This is a genomic window from Pseudomonas sp. GW821-FHT09C08 (assembly GCF_059418125.1).
Genome location: NZ_JBWKPG010000002.1, coordinates 686947 through 705293, shown reverse-complemented (window position 1 = coordinate 705293; position 18347 = coordinate 686947). Strand labels below are relative to the sequence as shown.

Annotated in this window: 17 protein-coding genes; 8 read left to right on the top strand and 9 right to left on the bottom strand. The window is 62.3% G+C overall.

All coding sequences use genetic code 11. From position 1 onward, the window contains the following. Positions 1-267 precede the first annotated feature (267 nt). Complete coding sequence (mtnA, locus tag AC07OJ_RS09900; RefSeq protein WP_201143767.1) at positions 268-1338, bottom strand: S-methyl-5-thioribose-1-phosphate isomerase; 1071 nt, start codon at positions 1336-1338, stop codon at positions 268-270. A 109-nt stretch (positions 1339-1447) separates the two neighbouring features. On the opposite strand from mtnA, the gene AC07OJ_RS09895 reads away from it, so the two are divergent. The 4 genes from AC07OJ_RS09895 to AC07OJ_RS09880 all read left to right on the top strand — a co-directional run bounded on the left by AC07OJ_RS09895 (position 1448) and on the right by AC07OJ_RS09880 (position 5129). Beyond that, a complete protein-coding gene (locus AC07OJ_RS09895) occupies positions 1448-2779 on the top strand; it encodes a TRZ/ATZ family hydrolase (protein ID WP_495094459.1) in 1332 nt (443 codons plus the stop codon). Between the two features lie 64 nt (positions 2780-2843). Next, a complete protein-coding gene (gene ubiG / locus AC07OJ_RS09890) occupies positions 2844-3542 on the top strand; it encodes a bifunctional 2-polyprenyl-6-hydroxyphenol methylase/3-demethylubiquinol 3-O-methyltransferase UbiG (RefSeq protein ID WP_003172645.1) in 699 nt (232 codons plus the stop codon). A 4-nt stretch (positions 3543-3546) separates the two neighbouring features. Beyond that, a complete protein-coding gene (mupP, locus tag AC07OJ_RS09885; RefSeq protein WP_065901841.1) occupies positions 3547-4218 on the top strand; it encodes an N-acetylmuramic acid 6-phosphate phosphatase MupP in 672 nt (223 codons plus the stop codon). A 170-nt stretch (positions 4219-4388) separates the two neighbouring features. After that, the gene (locus tag AC07OJ_RS09880) at positions 4389-5129 is read left to right on the top strand and encodes a YciK family oxidoreductase (protein WP_065901843.1); all 741 of its coding nucleotides are present in this window, start codon (positions 4389-4391) and stop codon (positions 5127-5129) included. Between the two features lie 136 nt (positions 5130-5265). On the opposite strand, the gene AC07OJ_RS09875 is transcribed toward AC07OJ_RS09880, so the two are convergent. The 6 genes from AC07OJ_RS09875 to AC07OJ_RS09850 are packed head-to-tail and all read right to left on the bottom strand — an operon-like array spanning position 5266 to position 11423. Further along, the gene (locus tag AC07OJ_RS09875; protein ID WP_120447924.1) at positions 5266-6780 is read right to left on the bottom strand and encodes an ABC transporter substrate-binding protein; all 1515 of its coding nucleotides are present in this window, start codon (positions 6778-6780) and stop codon (positions 5266-5268) included. After that, positions 6762-7781 carry an ABC transporter ATP-binding protein gene (locus tag AC07OJ_RS09870; RefSeq protein WP_495094458.1) on the bottom strand — a complete coding sequence of 340 codons (1020 nt, stop codon included), beginning with the start codon at positions 7779-7781 and terminating at the stop codon, positions 6762-6764. The genes AC07OJ_RS09875 and AC07OJ_RS09870 overlap by 19 nt, the downstream gene beginning before the upstream one ends. Further along, a complete protein-coding gene (locus AC07OJ_RS09865; RefSeq protein WP_495094457.1) occupies positions 7778-8734 on the bottom strand; it encodes an ABC transporter ATP-binding protein in 957 nt (318 codons plus the stop codon). Before AC07OJ_RS09865 ends, AC07OJ_RS09870 begins: the two co-directional genes overlap by 4 nt. Then, on the bottom strand, positions 8731-9588 hold the full coding sequence (locus tag AC07OJ_RS09860; RefSeq protein ID WP_201143763.1) for an ABC transporter permease: 858 nt from the start codon (positions 9586-9588) through the stop codon (positions 8731-8733). The genes AC07OJ_RS09865 and AC07OJ_RS09860 overlap by 4 nt, the downstream gene beginning before the upstream one ends. Next, positions 9585-10532, bottom strand: coding sequence for an ABC transporter permease (locus tag AC07OJ_RS09855; RefSeq protein WP_106804790.1), 948 nt, complete (start codon positions 10530-10532; stop codon positions 9585-9587). The genes AC07OJ_RS09860 and AC07OJ_RS09855 overlap by 4 nt, the downstream gene beginning before the upstream one ends. Positions 10533-10535: 3 nt before the next feature. Continuing rightward, positions 10536-11423 carry a proline iminopeptidase-family hydrolase gene (locus AC07OJ_RS09850; RefSeq protein WP_495094456.1) on the bottom strand — a complete coding sequence of 296 codons (888 nt, stop codon included), beginning with the start codon at positions 11421-11423 and terminating at the stop codon, positions 10536-10538. A gap of 183 nt (positions 11424-11606) precedes the next feature. Here AC07OJ_RS09850 and AC07OJ_RS09845 point away from each other — a divergent pair, with 183 nt between their 5' ends. Together AC07OJ_RS09845 and AC07OJ_RS09840 are read left to right on the top strand one after the other, a co-directional pair. After that, complete coding sequence (locus tag AC07OJ_RS09845; RefSeq protein WP_065901861.1) at positions 11607-12371, top strand: LuxR family transcriptional regulator; 765 nt, start codon at positions 11607-11609, stop codon at positions 12369-12371. 95 nt (positions 12372-12466) lie between these two features. Then, entirely contained in the window at positions 12467-13393 is a 927-nt protein-coding gene (locus AC07OJ_RS09840; RefSeq protein ID WP_201143762.1) for a proline iminopeptidase-family hydrolase, read from the top strand. A 98-nt stretch (positions 13394-13491) separates the two neighbouring features. Here the strand turns inward: AC07OJ_RS09840 and AC07OJ_RS09835 are convergent, their stop codons facing one another. Next, the gene (locus AC07OJ_RS09835; RefSeq protein WP_065901865.1) at positions 13492-14994 is read right to left on the bottom strand and encodes a nucleobase:cation symporter-2 family protein; all 1503 of its coding nucleotides are present in this window, start codon (positions 14992-14994) and stop codon (positions 13492-13494) included. A 158-nt stretch (positions 14995-15152) separates the two neighbouring features. On the opposite strand from AC07OJ_RS09835, the gene AC07OJ_RS09830 reads away from it, so the two are divergent. Continuing rightward, positions 15153-15986, top strand: coding sequence for a nucleoside-binding protein (locus tag AC07OJ_RS09830; protein ID WP_065901867.1), 834 nt, complete (start codon positions 15153-15155; stop codon positions 15984-15986). Positions 15987-16088: 102 nt separating this feature from the next. Here AC07OJ_RS09830 and punC read toward each other — a convergent pair whose 3' ends face one another. Continuing rightward, entirely contained in the window at positions 16089-17279 is a 1191-nt protein-coding gene (gene punC / locus AC07OJ_RS09825; RefSeq protein WP_106804794.1) for a purine nucleoside transporter PunC, read from the bottom strand. A gap of 122 nt (positions 17280-17401) precedes the next feature. Between punC and punR the strand changes: the two genes are divergently transcribed. Then, positions 17402-18316 (top strand): DNA-binding transcriptional activator PunR, encoded by a 915-nt coding sequence (gene punR / locus AC07OJ_RS09820; protein WP_065901871.1) that lies wholly within the window; start codon positions 17402-17404, stop codon positions 18314-18316. Positions 18317-18347: the final 31 nt, after the last annotated feature.

Sequence of the window (18347 nt, the reverse complement as noted above, 5' to 3'; positions counted from 1 at the left end):
GGAAACCGCCGGATGTTATCACAATCGCCGCCACGCACCTATCCCCCTGATGCGCATGGAGCATAGTAAGTTGACGGATGACAGGCTTGAGGGCGACGAGAGGGGCTCAGAGATGCCTTGGTGCTATTTTTTGCGTATGGATCCAATGGTTTTGTTGACATTTGAGGGGGTTCGCCGGCAAGCCAGTTCCTACAATTTTGCACAGTGCGCACCGCCACTGCAGGAACTGGCTTGCCAGCGATAGCAATCTCGAAGGCCGCAACACCCTCAATGCAATCGTTTACGGCACATCAACTTGGCCAGCTTGGCGGTGTCCGGCCGTTCGACGATGCCTTTTTCAGTCACGATCACATCGATCAGGTCGGCGGGAGTCACGTCGAACACGGGGTTGAAAGCCGCCGCGTCCAAACGCTGCCCGGCGACTTCCAGCAACTCGCCCGCGTCGCGCTCTTCCAGGGCGACGTCCTCGCCAGTGGCCATCATCAGGTCCAGCGTCGAACTCGGCGCCACCACCATGAAGCGCACGCCATGGTGCATGGCACACACCGCCAGTTGATAAGTGCCGATCGTGCCGATCACATCACCATTGGCCGCGATGCAGTCGGCGCCGACCACCACCCAGGTCACCCCTTTGGTCTTGAGGATATGCGCGCCGGCCGAGTCTGCATTGACGGTGGTCGCAATCCCCTCGCCCGCCAGCTCCCAGGCCGTCAGCCGCGAGCCCTGCAGCCAGGGGCGCGTTTCGTTGACGTAGACATGCTCGACCAACCCCTCCAGGAAGGCAGCGCGGATCACCCCGAGGGCCGTGCCGACACCCCCGGTGGCCAGGGCGCCAGCATTGCCATGGGTGAGGATCGCCTGGGCATTGCCCTGGTGCTTGCGAATCCGCTCAAGGCCCAGCTGCGCCATGCTCAGGTTGGCTTCACGGTCACTTTCGTGGATCGCGATGGCTTCTGCTTCCAGCACCGCCGCCGGGTCGGCGTGCTTCTTGAGACGATCAAGGCGGTCACGCATGCGCTTGAGGGCCCAGAACAGGTTCGACCCTGTCGGACGCGAATCGGCCAGCAACGCGTAGTCCTCTTCCCATGCCGCCTGCCAGTCACCGCCTTCGGCAATGCGTCGACGGGCAGCGAGCACCAGGCCGTAGGCTGCGCTGATGCCGATGGCCGGCGCACCACGCACGGTCATCGAGCGGATGGCAGCGGCGACGTCTTCGACCGTCGAACACACCACCCAGCTTTCGCGGGAGGGCAAAACACGCTGATCGAGCAGGTGCAGTGCGCCATCACGCCAATCGATGGCCTTCACTTTCTCCGCTGCCAACAGTCGATCGCGCATCCCTCACCCCGTACTCATCAACAAAAGCCGCCGATTATAGCGATCCGCCAGCCTGGACGCTCGGGTATACTTCGCCCTTCTTTTATAGCTGCCCCGGAAGAAGCCTGCGATGACCGCCACTGCCGCCCCGCTCGACTTATTACTCCTGCCGACCTGGCTGGTGCCTGTCGAACCTGCCGGCGTGGTGCTCAAGGAGCATGCCCTGGGGATCCGCGATGGGCGCATTGCCTTTATCGGCCCACGGGCCGCCGCGCTGAAACTGGCGGCCACCGAGGTCCGCGAGTTGCCGGGCATGCTGCTCAGCCCGGGCCTGATCAACGCCCACGGGCACGCGGCGATGAGCCTGTTTCGCGGCCTGGCCGATGACCTGCCGCTGATGACGTGGCTGGAAAAGCACATCTGGCCCGCCGAAGCCAAATGGGTCGATGAGGCCTTTGTGCGGGGCGGCACCGACCTGGCCATCGCCGAGCAACTCAAGGGCGGCATCACCTGCTTCTCCGACATGTATTTCTACCCCAAGGTCGCCAGCGATTGCGTGCACAACAGCGGCATGCGCGCGCAGATCGCGATTCCGATCCTCGACTTCCCGATTCCCGGCGCCAGCAGCGCCGATGAGGCGATCCGCCAGGGCATCGAGCTGTTCGGCGACCTCAAGCACCACCCGCGCATCAAGATCACCTTCGGTCCCCACGCGCCCTACACCGTCTGCGATGCCAACCTGGAAAAGATCCGCGTAATCGCCGAGGAGCTGGACGCCGCGATCCATATGCATGTGCACGAAACCGCCTTCGAGGTCCAACAGGCCGTCGAGCAGACCGGCGAACGGCCGCTGGCACGCCTGGGCCGCCTCGGGCTGCTCGGCCCGCGCTTCCAGGCCGTTCATATGACCCAAATCAGCGAGGACGACCTGGCTTTGCTGGTAGAAAGCAACACCAGCATCATCCATTGCCCGGAGTCGAACCTGAAACTGGCCAGTGGCTTCTGCCCGGTGGAGCGCCTGTGGCAGGCTGGGGTCAATGTGGCCATCGGCACCGACGGCGCCGCCAGCAACAATGACCTGGACCTGCTGGGTGAAACCCGTACAGCGGCGATGCTGGCCAAGGCTGTCGCCGGCTCGGCCACCGCCCTGGATGCCCACCGTGCACTGCGTATGGCGACGCTCAACGGCGCGCTCGCCATGGGCCTGGAGAATGAAATCGGCTCGCTGGAAGTCGGCAAGGCCGCGGACATGGTGGCCTTCGATCTTTCCGGGCTGGCGCAACAACCGATCTACGATCCGGTCTCACAGCTTATATATGCCACCGGACGCGATTGCGTGAAACACCTTTGGGTCGCCGGCAAGCAGTTGCTCGACGACCGGCAATTGACCCGCATGGATGAACAACAGTTGACCGCCACGGCCATTGCCTGGGGCCAACGCATCAGCGGGCACCACGAATAACGCCGGTGCCAGGCGTGCGCGCCGGGCACCGACCACACGATTTATCAGGTTTAGAGGATTCACCATGAGCAACGTCGACCACGCCGAAATCGCCAAATTCGAAGCCCTCGCCCACCGCTGGTGGGACCGCGAGAGCGAGTTCAAGCCCCTGCACGACATCAACCCGCTGCGGGTCAACTGGATTGACGAACGCGTCAACCTGGCCGGCAAGAAGGTGCTGGACGTCGGTTGCGGCGGCGGCATCCTCAGCGAAGCCATGGCCCAGCGCGGCGCCACCGTGATGGGGATCGACATGGGCGAAGCGCCGCTCGCCGTGGCCCAGTTGCACCAGCTGGAATCCGGCGTGAGCGTGGAATACCGCCAGATCACCGCCGAAGCCCTGGCCGAGGAAATGCCCGAGCAGTTCGACGTGGTCACCTGCCTGGAAATGCTCGAGCACGTGCCAGACCCGTCCTCGGTGATCCGCGCCTGCTTCCGCATGGTCAAGCCGGGCGGCCAGGTGTTCTTCTCCACCATCAACCGCAACCCCAAGGCCTACCTGTTCGCGATCATCGGCGCCGAATACATCATGAAGCTGCTGCCGCGCGGCACCCACGACTTCAAGAAATTCATCCGTCCTTCCGAGCTGGGTGCCTGGAGTCGCCAGGCCGGGCTGACCGTCAAGGACATCATCGGCCTGACCTACAACCCATTGACCAAGCACTACAAGCTGGCCAGCGACGTTGACGTCAACTACATGATCCAGACCCTGCGCGAGGAGTAAGCCTGTGAAGTTGCGAGCGGTTCTCTTCGATATGGACGGTACCCTGCTGGACACCGCGCCGGACTTTATCGCCATCTGTCAGGCGATGCGTGCCGATCGCGGCCTGGCGCCGATCAACGACCAGCACATCCGCGATGAAATCTCCGGTGGCGCCCGCGCCATGGTCGCCGTGACCTTTTCCATGGACCCCGAATCGCCAGGTTTTGAAGCGTTGCGCCAGGAGTTCCTGGAGCGCTACCTCAAGGGCTGCGCGATCCACAGCAAGCTGTTCGATGGCATGGAAGAACTGCTGCAAGACATCGAGAAAGCCAAGCTGATCTGGGGCGTGGTCACCAACAAGCCGGTGCGCTTTGCCGAGCCGATCATGCAGCAACTGGGCCTGGCCGAGCGTTCGGCGCTGTTGATCTGCCCGGACCATGTGAAGAACAGCAAGCCGGACCCGGAGCCGCTGATCCTGGCCTGCAAGATGCTCGACCTGGACCCGGCCAGCGTGCTGTTCGTGGGCGATGACCTGCGCGACATCGAGTCCGGCCGCGACGCCGGCACGCGCACGGCGGCGGTGACCTACGGCTACATCCACCCGGATGACAACCCGCGTCACTGGGGCGCCGATGTGGTGGTGGATCACCCGCTGGAGCTGCGCAAGGTGCTGGATAACGCGCTGTGCAGTTGCTGAGGCCAATGAAGATATAAATGTGGGAGCGGGCTTGCTCGCGAAGGCGGTGGGTCAGTTGACACGTTCATTGACTGGCACGCTGCCTTCGCGAGCAAGCCCGCTCCCACAGGGGATCTTCACTACTCTCAAGCGTGGTGTTAGCAATCTGTTGAATTTTGTCGAGGCTATTTATGTTTGATTACTCCGCACGTCCAGAACTGCTGAAAGACCGCGTCATCCTGGTGACCGGTGCCGGTCGCGGGATTGGTGCGGCGGCGGCGAAAACCTACGCGGCCCATGGCGCCACGGTGCTGCTGCTGGGCAAGACCGAAGCCAACCTGGCCCAGGTCTACGACGAGATCGAAGCCGCAGGCCACCCGCAGCCGGTGGTGATCCCGTTCAACCTGGAAACGGCCCTGCCGCATCAATACGATGAGCTGGCGGCGATGATCGAAAAGGCCTTCGGCCACCTCGACGGGTTGCTGCACAACGCCTCGATCATCGGCCCACGCACGCCGATCGAGCAGTTGTCCGGTGAAAACTTCATGCGCGTGATGCACGTGAACGTCAACGCGATGTTCATGCTGACCAGCACCTTGCTGCCGCTGCTCAAGCTGTCCCAGGATGCGTCGGTGGTGTTCACTTCCAGCAGCGTCGGGCGCAAGGGCCGGGCGTATTGGGGGGCGTATGGGGTGTCGAAGTTTGCCACGGAAGGTTTGATGCAAACCCTGGCCGACGAACTCGAGGATGTGGCGGCGGTACGTTCCAACAGCATCAACCCCGGCGGCACACGCACCAGCATGCGCGCCCAGGCGTATCCGGGTGAAAACCCGATGGAGCGGCCGGCGCCGGAAGAGATCATGCCGGTGTACCTGTACCTGATGGGGCCGGACAGTGCCGGGATCAACGGGCAGGCGTTTGACGCGCAATAACCCTGAAACACCGCAGGGCAACTGTGGGAGCTGGCTTGCCTGCGAAAGCGCAGTGTCAGCCAGCACACATGCCAACTGACCGACCGCTATCGCAGGCAAGCCAGCTCCCACAGTTGATGTTCGGTGTACCTGAGGTTTAGTTTTTCACCACTTCCTCAAGGGTGAAGCGACCCAGCGGATTTTGCAGGAAGTTGCTCACATTCTTGCGTGAGATGTTGATGTAAGGGCTGTAGTACAGGTCGATCCAGTTCACATCCTGTTTCGCCAGTTTCTGCAGGTCGATATACATCTGCTCACGCTTGGCCGGATCGGCCTCGATCCGCGCTGCCGCCACCAGTGCCTTGACCTGGTCGTTCTTGTAGCGGGTCATGTAGTTCTGGTTGGTGTCGTGACCCAGCACAAAGGTGGTCTTCTGGTCCGGGTCGAGAATGTCGTTGGTCCAGTACATCACCGAAATATCGTAGTCACCGTCCACCAGCATCTGCCAGCTTTGGGTCGGGTCGACCTTCTGCAGGTTGGCGGTGACGCCGACCTTGGCCAGTTGATCCTTGATGATCACCGCAATCTGCTCGTCGGCTTCGTTGCCGGCGTTGACCACGTAGTTGAGTTTCAAGTCCTTGGCCCCCGCCTCGTCCAGCAGTTTCCTGGCGGCGGTCGGGTCATACGGGCGCTGCAGGTTGTTGGCGTAGTGGTACAGCGAGCCTTTCGGTATGTAGGAATAAGCCACGGTGCCTTGACCGTACGTGGCGGTCTTGACCAGCGATTGCTTGTCGATCGCCATGTCCAACGCCTGACGCACTTGCGGCTTGGCCAGCAGGCCGTGCTCGTGGTTGATCAGCAGGTGATCTTCACGGGTGGACGGGTCGGCGTGGATCACCACGTTCTGGTCTTTCTTCAGCTCTTCCACCCGCGAGAACGGCACGAAGATCGCTGTGTCCAGTTCGTTGTTCTGCACCATGCGCATGCGCGTGTTGTCATCGGTCACCGACACCCATTCGACGCCGTCCAGGCTCACCTTTCCGGCCTGCCAGAAGTTCGGGTTCTTTTTCAGAATCACCCGGTCACCCTTGCGCCACTCGTCGACGGTGAACGCACCGGAGGTCACTGGATTCTCCGAGTAGGCGTCCTCGCCCATTTTGGTCATGGCCTTTTCCGACAGGATCGACACCGTCGGCGACGCCAGTTGCGAGAGAAACGCCACCGCCGGGGTCTTCAGCGTGACCACCAGGGTTTTCGCGTCAGCCGCCTTGGCCGTGTTGATAAGGTTGAAAGGGTCTGCCCACAGCGAGGCTTTGTTGTCGCGGATGCGCAGCAGGCTGAACGCGGCGTCGTCGGCGGTGATCGGCGAGCCATCGGAGAATTTCGCATCGCGCAGCTTGAAGGTGTAGGTCAGGCCGTCCTTGGAGATGTCCCAGCTTTCTGCCAGCCCAGGTTCCATCTTGGTGCCCAGGTTATCCACGCGCACCAGGGTGTCGTAAACGTTGGCGAACACCCAGGTGTCGCGGTTTTGCGCGCTTTTGATCGGGTCGAACGTGGTGCTGTCTTCACGGCAGCCGATGGTCAGGACGCCGGCGGCCTGGGCAAAACCGGCGGTCAGCGACCACGCCGTCAGCGTGGCGGCGGCAAGCAACTTCAAGTGGCGCGATTGCATGTCATAACTCCTTGTTCATGATGGGCAGGAAGGGTCAACGGTTCTTCAAGCACGCAACTGTACCGATGCTCGTGCAGGAAATGAGTCGGCGGCAACACCACGGAACACATGGCCCGGGCATACCGACAACGCGGGTGAAAGGCGCAGCCCGCAGGCAAATTCAGCGGGCTCGGGGGTTCGCCGGGCAACGGCTCGGCAGGCAATGGCCGATACGGGTCGATCTCCGGAATCGCCTGGATCAAGGCCGCCGTGTAGGGATGACGCGGCGTGGTAAACACCGCTTCCACCGGGCCTTCCTCGACAATCTTGCCCAGGTACATCACTGCCACGCGGTCGCACAGGCGGCGCACGATGGCCAGGTCGTGGGCGATAAACAGGATCGCCAGGTTCATGCGCTGTTGCAGTTCCAGCAACAGATTGATGATCTGGCCCTGGATCGACACGTCCAGCGCCGCCACGCATTCATCGGCGATGATCAGGCGCGGCTCCACCGCCAGCGCCCGGGCAATCCCCACGCGCTGGCACTGGCCACCGCTGAGGGAGGCGGGTTTACGGCCGGCCAGTTCGGGGCGCAGGCCGACCAGTTCGAGCAACTCGGCAACGCGGTCGGGAATCCGCGCCGGCGTGACCTTGCGCTGTACCCGCAAGACCTCGGCGATGGTCTCGCCGATGGAATGGCGCGGATTCAACGCGGCATACGGATCCTGGAAAATCATCGCGGTTTCGTGACGCAACCGGGCGATGTCGATCGCACTGCCGTGGGCCATGTCGACGCCATCGAACAACACCTGCCCGGCGCTGATCGGATTGAGGTGCAGGATCGCCCGTCCCAGCGTGCTCTTGCCGCTGCCGGACTCGCCGACCAGCCCCAGGGTCTCACCCGCCGCCAGGTTCAGCGACACGCCGTTCACCGCCCTCACCCACTGCTTGTTCAGGCCGAACACACCCGTGCCGGACGCCGCAAAGCGCACCTCCAGATCCTTGATCTGCAACAAGCTCATGGGCGAACTCCCAACGGATAGTGACACGCCACCCGCGCACCTTCGGGCAACACTTCGGTACACAGGGCGCCGGCCTGTGGGCAGCGCGGGTTGAACCGGCAGCCCGCCGGCAGCGCATCCAGCAACGGCGGCTGGCCGGGAATGGTGCGCAACAAGGCATGCCCGCTGCTGTGGGCCGGCTGGCAGTCGATCAGGCCGGCGGTGTACGGGTGTTGCGGATGCGCCAGCAGCGCGTATTTGCTGCCGTGCTCGCACAAGCGCCCGGCGTACATCACCGCGATGGAATCGCAGGTCTGCGCCACCACGCCGAGGTCATGGGTGATCATGATGATCGACAGGCCGCGCTGGTCGCGCAGGTCGAGCAACAGCCGCAGGATTTGCGCCTGTACCGTCACATCCAGGGCAGTGGTTGGCTCGTCGGCGATCAGCACTCTCGGGTTGCAACCCAAGGCCACGGCGATCATCGCGCGCTGGCGCATGCCGCCGGAAAATTCGTGGGGATAGTTGTCGACCCGTGCCTGGGGATCGGGAATGCCAACCTGGCGCAACACCTCGATGGCTTGGCGGTGCGCGTCTTTTTTCGATGCGCCTTGATGCAGGCGCACGCCCTCGGCGATCTGCGCGCCGATGCGCATCAAGGGGTCGAGGTGGCTGCTGGGGTTCTGGAAGATCATTCCCAGTTGCCCACCCCGCACGGCGCGCATGCCGGCATCGTCGAGTTGCAGCAGGTCACGACCAGCCAGATGCACGGCACCGCCTTGCACGCGCAGGCTGGGCGACGGCAACAGGCGCATCAGGCCACGGCAGGCCATGGTCTTGCCCGAGCCGCTCTCGCCCACCAGGCCCAGGACTTCACCTTCGGCGAGGTCGAAGGACACCCGGTCCACCAGGGTCACATCGTGCCCGGCGTTGTTGGCGATCACACTCAAGTCACGCACCTGCAACACGCTCATGCGCGATCCCCCAACACTTGCGCCACCCCATCGGCCAGCAGGCTGAAGCCCATGGCCAGGGTGACGATGGCCAGGCCGGGAAAGGTGCAGATCCACCAGGCCGTGGTGATAAACGCCTGGCCTTCGGCGACCATCGTCCCCCACTCGGCCGTCGGTGGCTGCACCCCCAGGCCGAGGTAGCTCACGGCGGCGCCATTGAGCAGCACCAACACGGCATCGGACATGGAAAACACGATCGAGCCAAACAGCGCATTGGGCAGCAAGTGCCGAAACAGAATGCGCCCATGGCCAAAGCCCAGGCTCTTGGCGGCCAGGGCGAAGTCGCTTTCCTTGAGCACCAGGATCTGCGAGCGGATCAGCCGCGCGTACGACACCCAGCCCACCAATGCCATGGCGATATAAAAACTCTTCAGGCCGGGCCCCAGGATGGCCATGATTGCCAGCATCAACACCAGGAACGGGAACGCCAGAATCACGTCGATCACGCGCATGCACACGCTGTCGAAGCGCCCGCCGATGTAACCGGACACCGCACCGACAAAGGTGCCGATCATGAACGGAAAGATCACGCCGATGATCGCCAGTTGCAGGTCGATACGCGCGCCCCAGATCACCCTCGAAAGGATATCCCTGCCATAGTTGTCCGTGCCAAATGGATGGGCCAGGCTTGGGCCGAGCAAGCTGATATCGGTGTTCTGCGCAATCGGGTCATACGGCGCGATCCACGGCGCAAACACCGCCAGGGCCAACCACAGCAGCAGCACCAGCAGCCCCCACGCGGCCGTCAGCCGGCCATTGCGCAAACCCAAACGCAGACGCAAGCGCCACGGGGCAATCAACGGGCGGCTGCTCATTGCATTTTTACCCGAGGGTCGAGGGCCACTGTCACCACGTCCGCGACAAAGTTGACCAGCACCGTCGCGCACGCCAGCACCATGGCCACGCCCTGCACCACCATGTAGTCGCGGGTGAAAATGCCGCGCACCAGCAGTTGGCCGATACCGGGAATCGCGAACAGGCTTTCGATCACCACCGTACCGCTGATCAGCCAACCAATATTCACCGCCAGCAGGTTGACCGCCGGCACCAGGGAGTTGGGCAACACATGGCGGCGAAACACCGCCGCTTCCGATAGCCCGCGCGCTCGGGCGGCGGTGACGTGGTCGGCCTGCAACTCCATCAACATGCTCGCCCGCAGGTTGCGCACCAGCACCGCCGACAATGCCAGGGCGATGGTCAGGCACGGCAAAACCATGTGGTGGGCCTTGTCCAGCCAGGTCCGCCCGTAGCCGGACACCGGGAACAAGCCCCATTGCACGCTGAGCAGCAGGATCAGCATCAGGCCCAGCCAGAACGCCGGCATGCCCAGGCCCACGGTGGTAAACACGCGGATCAGGTTATCCACCCAACCGCCCTTGTTACGCGCGGCCCAGCTTGCCAACGGCAGCGCAATCAGCAGCGCCAGCAGCACACTGCCGAGCACCAGTACCAGGGTCGGCTCGATGCGGGTGACGATCAGTTTCAGGGCGTCGACCTTGTACAGCAGCGATTGGCCGAGGTCGCCCTTGAGCAGGTTTTTCAGGAAGTAGAAATATTGCAGCCACAGCGGCTGGTCGAGGCCGTACTGGGCGCGGATCTTCAGCAACGCATCGGGTGTGCTGCGCGACCCCAGCAAGGCGCGCGCCGGGTCGCCCGGAATCGAGCGCACCAGCACGAAGGTAATCAGGCTGATGCCAAACAGCACCGGCAGCAATTGCAGCGGCCGGGACAGCACAAAACGGTAGCGCGCCAGGTTCATCCGTCAACCTCGATGGCGAGCGAGGAAGTCCAGCAGCACGGGGAAATACGCTTGGGGCTCCTCATAAAATGGCATATGGCTGCTGTTGGGGAATACGTGCAATTCGGCGTGCCGGGCCGCCATTTTCATGCGCATGGCGCAGGCCGGGGTGAGTTCGTCGTGCTGGCCGGTGGTAATCAGGATCGGCATCTTGAACGCGGCCATTTCAGGAAGGCGGTTCCAGTCCTTGAGGTTGCCGATGTAGAGGAATTCGTTGGGCCCCTGCATGGTTTCGTAGGGCCCCATGTTCCAGTCGCCCAGGGAGCGCTTGACCGGCTCGGGCCACTCGTCCAGGCGGCAGACGTGGCGGTAGTTGAGCAAGGTGATCGCGGCCTGGTACTGCGGGTGGTCAAGGGTGCCCATGGCCTCATGGCGCTGCATCATGGCCACGGTTTCGCTGCCGAGCGCGCCGCGCAGGCGTTCGAGTTCCTGGGACAGGTGGGGAATGTCGCCGACGGTGTTCTCGAGGATCAGGCTTTTCAGGACGTCGGGATAATGGATGGCGTATTCGATACCGAGCCAGCCGCCCCAGGAGTGCCCGAGCAGGTGCACGCGTCCCAGACCCAGGGCTTGGCGCACGGTTTCAACTTCTTCGACATAACGGCGGATTTCCCACAGCGAAACATCGGTCGGTCTGGCTGATGCGCCCGTGCCAAGCTGGTCGAATGCAACCACTCGCAGGCCTTGCTCCTTGAGCCAGCCATGGGCGTCGCGCAAGTAGTCACACGGCAGCCCCGGGCCGCCATTGAGGCACAGCAGCACCTCATCGCCTGCGCCAAAGCTGTAGGCCACGAGGTTATGACCGTCGACTTGCACGTTGTACTGCTGGTCGGGGGCAATTTCACGCCACATGCATACATTCCTTGTGTTGTGTCGGCCTGGCAGGTAGCGGCCTTTTGTCGAGCCAACACTACCGAGGATGCCGCGCGTCCATAACCTAGCATTTCTTATAGGTTTGGCCTGGCTGTCCTTCGCCGGGGCGTGGCATTCTACTTGCAGCAAGTCGAGATTCAAATGAATTCGGGAGCAGAACGGATGCTGGCCAAGCTAACTGCCTTCAATCAGCGTCTGATGCCGGGCAGGAGCCTGGACGAGCAGATGGACAACACTTTTATCCTCGCCCAACAGCTGGGTTTCGACGCGCTGGTGTATGACTACACCCCGGTGCCGATTGACCAGGATGGTGCACTGATCACCCCCTCGGTACTGGAACTGCGCAACACCCCGCCCGACTGGCATGCGTTGTGGTGCAGCAAAGGGTTTTACCAGATCGACCCGGTGCAACACCTGGCCTTGCGCACGGTGTCGGCGTTTGTTTGGTCCTACGAAGCCAAGGCCGACACCGCCCTGCAAACCATCATCGACCCCTGCCACGCCCCCGTTTCGTCCTACCTGCACGACCAGCAACTGACCTGCGGTGTCAGCGTGCCGATCCACCTGCCCCGTGGCGGCTTCGCCTCGCTCACAGGCCTGCGGACCGGCACAGCACATTCCGTGTTGCAGGACGCGCAGCAGACCCTGTCGGACTTCAGCCTGATTTCCCACGCATTGCAGGAAGCGGCCTACCCGTTGTTCAGCAAGGAACTGCGCACTTACCCGCATATTCATCTGACCAAGCGCGAGCGCGAGTGCCTCAAATGGGCAGCCGAAGGCCTGACCGCCGCCGAAATCGCCACGCAACTGAGCCGCTCACTGGCCGTGGTCACCCTGCACCTGGCCTCGGCGATGCACAAGCTGGGGGCCAAGAACCGTGTGCAGGCGGTGGTGCGTGCCACCCATTACCGCCTGCTCGAAGATTGATCCCTGGGCAAAACCTAGCTGTTTTGCTAGTTACTTAAATTTCGCGCACGCATTATCGTGTCCCTGATCCTTTTTCAAAGAGAGCAGGGTACGAAATGGAATTCATCGAAAAAATCCGCGAAGGCTATGCGGCGTTTGGTGCCTACCAGACCTGGTACCGCGTCACCGGCGACCTCTCCAGCGGCCTCACCCCGCTGGTGGTCATTCACGGCGGTCCCGGCTGCACCCATGACTACGTAGACGCGTTCAAGGATGTCGCCGCCAGCGGCCACGCCGTCATCCACTACGACCAACTGGGTAACGGCCGCTCGACCCACCTGCCCGGCGAGGCCCGCTCTTTCTGGACGGTCGACCTGTTTCTCGCAGAGCTGAACAACCTCTTGGACCACCTGCAGATCAGCGACGACTACGCGATCCTCGGCCAGTCCTGGGGCGGCATGCTCGGCAGTGAACACGCGATCCTGCAACCCAAGGGCCTGCGGGCGTTTATCCCGGCCAACTCACCGACGTGCATGCGCACCTGGGTCAGCGAGGCCAACCGCCTGCGCAAGCTGTTGCCCGAAGGTGTGCATGAAACCCTGCTCAAGCATGAAGCCGCCGGCACTTATCAGGACCCGGAATACCTCGCCGCCTCGCGGGTGTTCTATGACCACCACGTGTGCCGGGTCAACCCATGGCCGGAAGAAGTCGCGCGCACCTTCGCCCAAGTCGATTCGGACCCCACGGTGTACCACGCCATGAGCGGCCCGACTGAATTCCACGTGATCGGCAGTTTGAAGGACTGGAAGTCGATCGGCCGCCTGTCGGCAATCAATGTCCCGACCCTGGTGATTTCCGGCCGGCATGACGAGGCCACCCCGCTGGTGGTCAAGCCGTTCCTGGATGAAATCGCCGATGTGCGCTGGGCGCTGTTTGAAGACTCCAGCCACATGCCCCATGTGGAAGAGCGCCAGGCGTGCATGGGCACGGTGGTGAAGTTTCTGGATGAGGTGTGTTCGCACCAAGTGCTCAAGGCCAGTTGAATCTCCGTGTGTGCGGGCTTGCTCGCGAATGCGGTCTGTCAGCCGGTCTATGTTTCGACTGATTCACCGCATTCGCGAGCAAGCCCGCTTCCACAGGGTTAAACGTGGCTGGTTTCGGGCTTTGTCATTTTCCTCGGCACATCCGCTACCATCGGAATCTCCTTGCCCTCGGCATCGAACAACTTGCCGCCGCTGAAGTAATCCCCCTCGCGCAAGGCCGCCACGTCGTGGAAGCACAGGCTGCGCTCAGTCCCCGCGACGAACACCGACTGCTGGTCGGAGTTGCCTGCGGTGAAATGGTTGAACGCCAGGTTCAGCAAGATCGCCATGATTGCCGACGAACTGATGCCTGAGTGAAAAATGGTCGCGAACCAGGTGGGGAAGTGGTCGTAGAAACTCGGCGCGGCAATCGGGATCATGCCGAAACCGATGCTCGTGGCGACGATGATCAGGTTCATATTGTTGCGGTAATCGACCTTCGACAGGGTGCGAATGCCACTGGCCGCCACCGTGCCGAATAGCACAATCCCGGCACCGCCCAGCACTGAAGTCGGCACCGCGGCGATCACCCGCCCCATGAAGGGCAGCAGGCCGAGGATCACCAGGAACAGTCCGCCGGTGGCCACCACAAAGCGGCTTTTCACCCCGGTGACCGCCACCAGGCCGACGTTCTGGGCAAACGCGCTCTGGGTGAACGAACCAAAGATCGGCGCAAACATGCTCGACAGCATGTCGGCGCGCAGGCCGTTGCCCAGGCGCTTGGAGTCGACCTTGGTGTCGATGATCTCACCCACCGCCAGGATATCTGCCGAGGTTTCCACCAGGGTCACCATCACCACGATGCACATCGAAATGATCGCGGCCACATGGAACGTCGGCATGCCGAAATGGAAAGGCGTGGGGAAGCCGAACATCGGCCCCTGGGTAACACCGGAGAAGTCGGCCATGCCGAGGAACACCGCAATCACGGTGCCGATCACCATCGCCAGCAGGATCGACAGGCGCGAGATGGTCGCGCTGCCGATTTTGCTCAGCAACAACACCAGCACCAATGTCAGTGCCGCCAGGCCGATATTGGGCATGCTGCCAAAATCCGCCGCGCGGCTGTTGCCGCCCATGGCCCAGCGCGCCGCCACCGGCATCAGCGTCAAGCCGATGGTGGTGATCACGATGCCTGTGACCAGTGGCGGGAAAAACTGGGTGATCCGCGAGAACACCGGGGTGATCAGCAGGCCTATGAATGACGCGGCCATCACCGCGCCGAGAATCGCCGGTACCCCGCCGGCGCCGTCGCTGCCGACAATCGCAACCATGGTTGCCACGCCAGCAAACGACACGCCCTGCACCAGCGGCAACTGACAGCCAAAAAACGGCAGCCCCAGGGTTTGCAGCAGCGTTGCGAGGCCGCCGGCAAACAGCGATGCAGCGATCAACAGACCGATATCTGCCGGCGACAACCCGGCTGCCTGGCCGACGATCAACGGTACCGCGACGATGCCGCCGTACATGGTGAGCACATGCTGCAGGCCGTAAGCCATGTTGGCGGCGACGCCGAGATTCTCATCTTCTGGCCGCTGCGGTGACGCCTTCGGGATAGTCATGGTGAGGGGTTCTCTGTTTTTGTTGTGCGGACACTGTATGCAATATTTGGAGCGGATGTCCATAGAGTTGTATACAATCCGCCGAACAAGATACCCTCCATCGGCGTTACAAAAATAATCCGGCCGTGATGAGCCAGAACGCCCAAGGACCGATAACAATGAAAAAAGCCCTACAGGGAGCAACCGTCGCACTCACCCTCCTCGGCGGCGGGGAGGCTGTCGCGGTGGAATGGATGAACAACAGCGTAGGATTTCGCTACGGCCAGCAGTTCACCAACCCGAATAACCCCGACGAATTCAGCAAGCGCATCTACAGCTTTACCCATGCCAGCGGCTACACGTACGGCAGTAATTTTCTCAACCTGGATGTGTTCCTGTCCGACAGCCGCGACCCGCGCAAGGGCACCGACCACGGGGGCAGCGAGGTGTACGCCGTGTACCGGCACCAGTTGTATGCATCACGGGTGTTCGATAGGCCGCTGGGCACTGGCCTGATCAAGGACTACGCGCTAACCCTGGGCTTCGACGCCAACCGCAACAACAACTTCGCGTCGGCAAAAAAACGTGCGCTGGTGATCGGCCCGACCCTGAAATTCAACACCGTGGGGGTGCTGGACCTGAGCCTGATGTACTACAAGGAACGCAATCACACCGGCATCCCCGGCGCGCAGGAGTCCAATCACACCTTCGATGACACCTACATGCTCAACCTGACGTGGATGCGTCCTTTCGAGATCGCCAACCACGCGGCGAAATTCCAGGGGTTCATCAATTACGTCGGGGAAAAAGGCGAGGACTACCATGGCCGTGACACGGCACCGGAAGCGCTGATGCGCACTGCACTGATGGTGGCGGTGCGACCGGGTAAAAGCGTGAAGCCGAACCTGTACCTTGGGGTGGGTTATGAGTACTGGCATAACAAGTTCGGCGTGGACGGCGGCCGGGGCAGCCGCACCTCAACGCCGACGGTGAACCTGGAAATCACCTTCTGACGGCAGGCGCTGGCCTGCCTGCGACCGCATCGGCTCGGTGTACCTGATGCACCCAGTCGTCCGCATTGCAGGCAAGCCAGCGCCTACAGCTTGACCGGGGTGTCACTCCAGATCCGGCGCCAGCGCTGAATGGACGGTTTTCGGCCGCGCCAGCCAGTAACCCAGCACCGCCAACGGTGCGGTCGCCAGCATCACGATCACGGTGATCATCAGCGGCTCATCGATCATCGACGACACCAGCAGGCTGCTGAGAAAGCACAGGCCCAGTTGCAGGGTGTTTTGCAGGGCCGCCGCCTTGCCGGAGTTTTCCGCAAACGGCATCAGCGCATTCGCTACCACAATCGGGTAGCTGGCACCGTTGACCAGCGCCATCAGGCAGAATGGAATCAGCAACGTGGTGAGAGTCGGCGCGGTGAATGTCGCGACCAGGTACAACGCGACCATGCTGATGCAATAAGCCAGCAGCAGCCACGGCAACAGCGTCTTGCCCTGGAAGCGCTGCAAGGCGCTGCGGCAGCTGTAGCCGCCGATCAGGAACGCGAGGGTCGGCAGCACGTAGCTCAGGCCGATATCGTTCGGGCTGTAGCCCATGCCCCCAAGGATGAACGGCGAAGCGGTCAGCCAGGCGAAGAAGCTGGCCGAGCACGCGGCAAAGATCATCACATTGCCGGTAAACACGCGGGACGTGAGCAATTGCCCATACCCCAGACGCGTAGGTTCGCCCTCTTCTATCGGACGTTTCGGCAGGCTGCGCAGGAACAAGGTTGGCACCAGCAACAACACCGACACCCCCAGCAATACGCCGAAGATGGCCTGCCACCCCAAGTGATTCAGTACCATCGCGCCCAGCAGCGGCGCCAGGGCCGGCGACAGCGACATCAGCGGCATGATGCTGGCGAACACGCGGTGAGCCTTGTCGGCCGGGTAGCGGTCGATCACCAGCGCCTGCCAACTGACGGCAGCGGCACACACACCCACCGCTTGCATAAACCGCAAGGCCAGCAACTGCGGCGCCGTTTCGACCCAGAACATCCCCGCACAGCCGAGCACGAACAGGCTCAGGCCGGCGAGCAGGATCGGCTTGCGCCCCAGCCGATCGGACAACGGCCCCCACAACAATTGCCCCAGCGCAAAGCCCGCGAGGAAAATACTCAAGCTGGCGCCGACCGCGCCTGCGCTGATCTGCAGCTGCTCGCCCATGGCGCCGAACGCCGGCAGGTACATGTCCATCGCCAAATAGCCGAGCATGCTCAGCCCCGCCAGATACCCGGTAAAACCAAAAGAATTTTTCATTGAAGCCTTGTAGATCCTGCCATCAAACTATTTGCTGACTGGCGCCCATTATGAAGCTGACAGTTTTTGTGTGAAGCGATAATAATTGGACACTCTTATCAATATTTTTGAAGGCAGCCGCCATGTGGTCCGAATATTCCCTGGATGTGGTCGATGCCGTGGCGCGCCACGGCAGCTTCAGCGCCGCTGCCCAGGAACTGCACCGCGTGCCGTCGGCCATCAGCTATACGGTGCGTCAGCTTGAGGAGTGGCTGGCGGTTCCATTGTTTGTACGGCGCCACCGTGACGTCGAGCTGACCCCCGCCGGCCGCCTGTTTATCGACGAAGCTCGCGGCGTGATGAAAAAAATGCTCGGCACCCGGCGTTTGTGCCAGCAGGTTGCCAATGGCTGGAGCGGCCAGCTGAAGGTGGCCGTGGACTCCATCGTCAAGCCCCAGCGTTGTCGGCAACTGGTGCTGGATTTCTACCGGCAGTTTCCTGAAGTGGAATTGCTGCTGGAGTACGAGGTGTACAACGGCGTGTGGGATGCCCTGGCGGATGAGCGCACCGATATCGTCATCGGTGCCACCAGCGCGGTGCCGGTGGCCAGCCATTTCACCTTTCGCGACATGGGCTTGCTGAACTGGCTGTGTGTGGTCAGCGCGAAACATCCATTGGCAGCCATGCAAGGGTTGCTCAATGACGACCAACTGCGCCCATTCGCCTCATTGTGCATGACCGACACTTCTCGCAACCTGCCCAAGCGCGACACCTGGACCCTGGATAACCAACGCCGCCTGGTGGTGCCCAACTGGGCCTCCGCCATTGATTGCCTGCGCGACGGCCTCTGCGTCGGCATGGCACCGGCGCATCAGGTACTGCCGTGGATCGAACGGGGTGAATTGGTGGCGCTGCACCTGTCGCGGCCCTTCCCGGCCAGCCCGTCGTGCGTGGCCTGGGCACAGGGCAAGCTGTCCCCGGCCATGGCCTGGTTGCTGGAATACCTGGGAGATACCGAAACGATGAACCAGGAGTGGCTGAACGGAAACGACCTCTGAGGATGATGAAGATCCCTCGTAGGAGCGGACA

Coding starts and splice junctions, on each gene's coding strand:
- AC07OJ_RS09865 (WP_495094457.1), bottom strand. CDS start 8,734: ATGAGCGTGTTGCAGGTGCGTGACTTGAGTGTGATCGCCAACAACGCC.
- AC07OJ_RS09845 (WP_065901861.1), top strand. CDS start 11,607: ATGCTGGCCAAGCTAACTGCCTTCAATCAGCGTCTGATGCCGGGCAGG.
- AC07OJ_RS09855 (WP_106804790.1), bottom strand. CDS start 10,532: ATGAACCTGGCGCGCTACCGTTTTGTGCTGTCCCGGCCGCTGCAATTG.
- AC07OJ_RS09835 (WP_065901865.1), bottom strand. CDS start 14,994: ATGACTATCCCGAAGGCGTCACCGCAGCGGCCAGAAGATGAGAATCTC.
- AC07OJ_RS09860 (WP_201143763.1), bottom strand. CDS start 9,588: ATGAGCAGCCGCCCGTTGATTGCCCCGTGGCGCTTGCGTCTGCGTTTG.
- AC07OJ_RS09850 (WP_495094456.1), bottom strand. CDS start 11,423: ATGTGGCGTGAAATTGCCCCCGACCAGCAGTACAACGTGCAAGTCGAC.
- AC07OJ_RS09830 (WP_065901867.1), top strand. CDS start 15,153: ATGAAAAAAGCCCTACAGGGAGCAACCGTCGCACTCACCCTCCTCGGC.
- mtnA (WP_201143767.1), bottom strand. CDS start 1,338: ATGCGCGATCGACTGTTGGCAGCGGAGAAAGTGAAGGCCATCGATTGG.
- AC07OJ_RS09870 (WP_495094458.1), bottom strand. CDS start 7,781: ATGAGCTTGTTGCAGATCAAGGATCTGGAGGTGCGCTTTGCGGCGTCC.
- punR (WP_065901871.1), top strand. CDS start 17,402: ATGTGGTCCGAATATTCCCTGGATGTGGTCGATGCCGTGGCGCGCCAC.
- AC07OJ_RS09880 (WP_065901843.1), top strand. CDS start 4,389: ATGTTTGATTACTCCGCACGTCCAGAACTGCTGAAAGACCGCGTCATC.
- ubiG (WP_003172645.1), top strand. CDS start 2,844: ATGAGCAACGTCGACCACGCCGAAATCGCCAAATTCGAAGCCCTCGCC.
- AC07OJ_RS09840 (WP_201143762.1), top strand. CDS start 12,467: ATGGAATTCATCGAAAAAATCCGCGAAGGCTATGCGGCGTTTGGTGCC.
- AC07OJ_RS09875 (WP_120447924.1), bottom strand. CDS start 6,780: ATGCAATCGCGCCACTTGAAGTTGCTTGCCGCCGCCACGCTGACGGCG.
- AC07OJ_RS09895 (WP_495094459.1), top strand. CDS start 1,448: ATGACCGCCACTGCCGCCCCGCTCGACTTATTACTCCTGCCGACCTGG.
- punC (WP_106804794.1), bottom strand. CDS start 17,279: ATGAAAAATTCTTTTGGTTTTACCGGGTATCTGGCGGGGCTGAGCATG.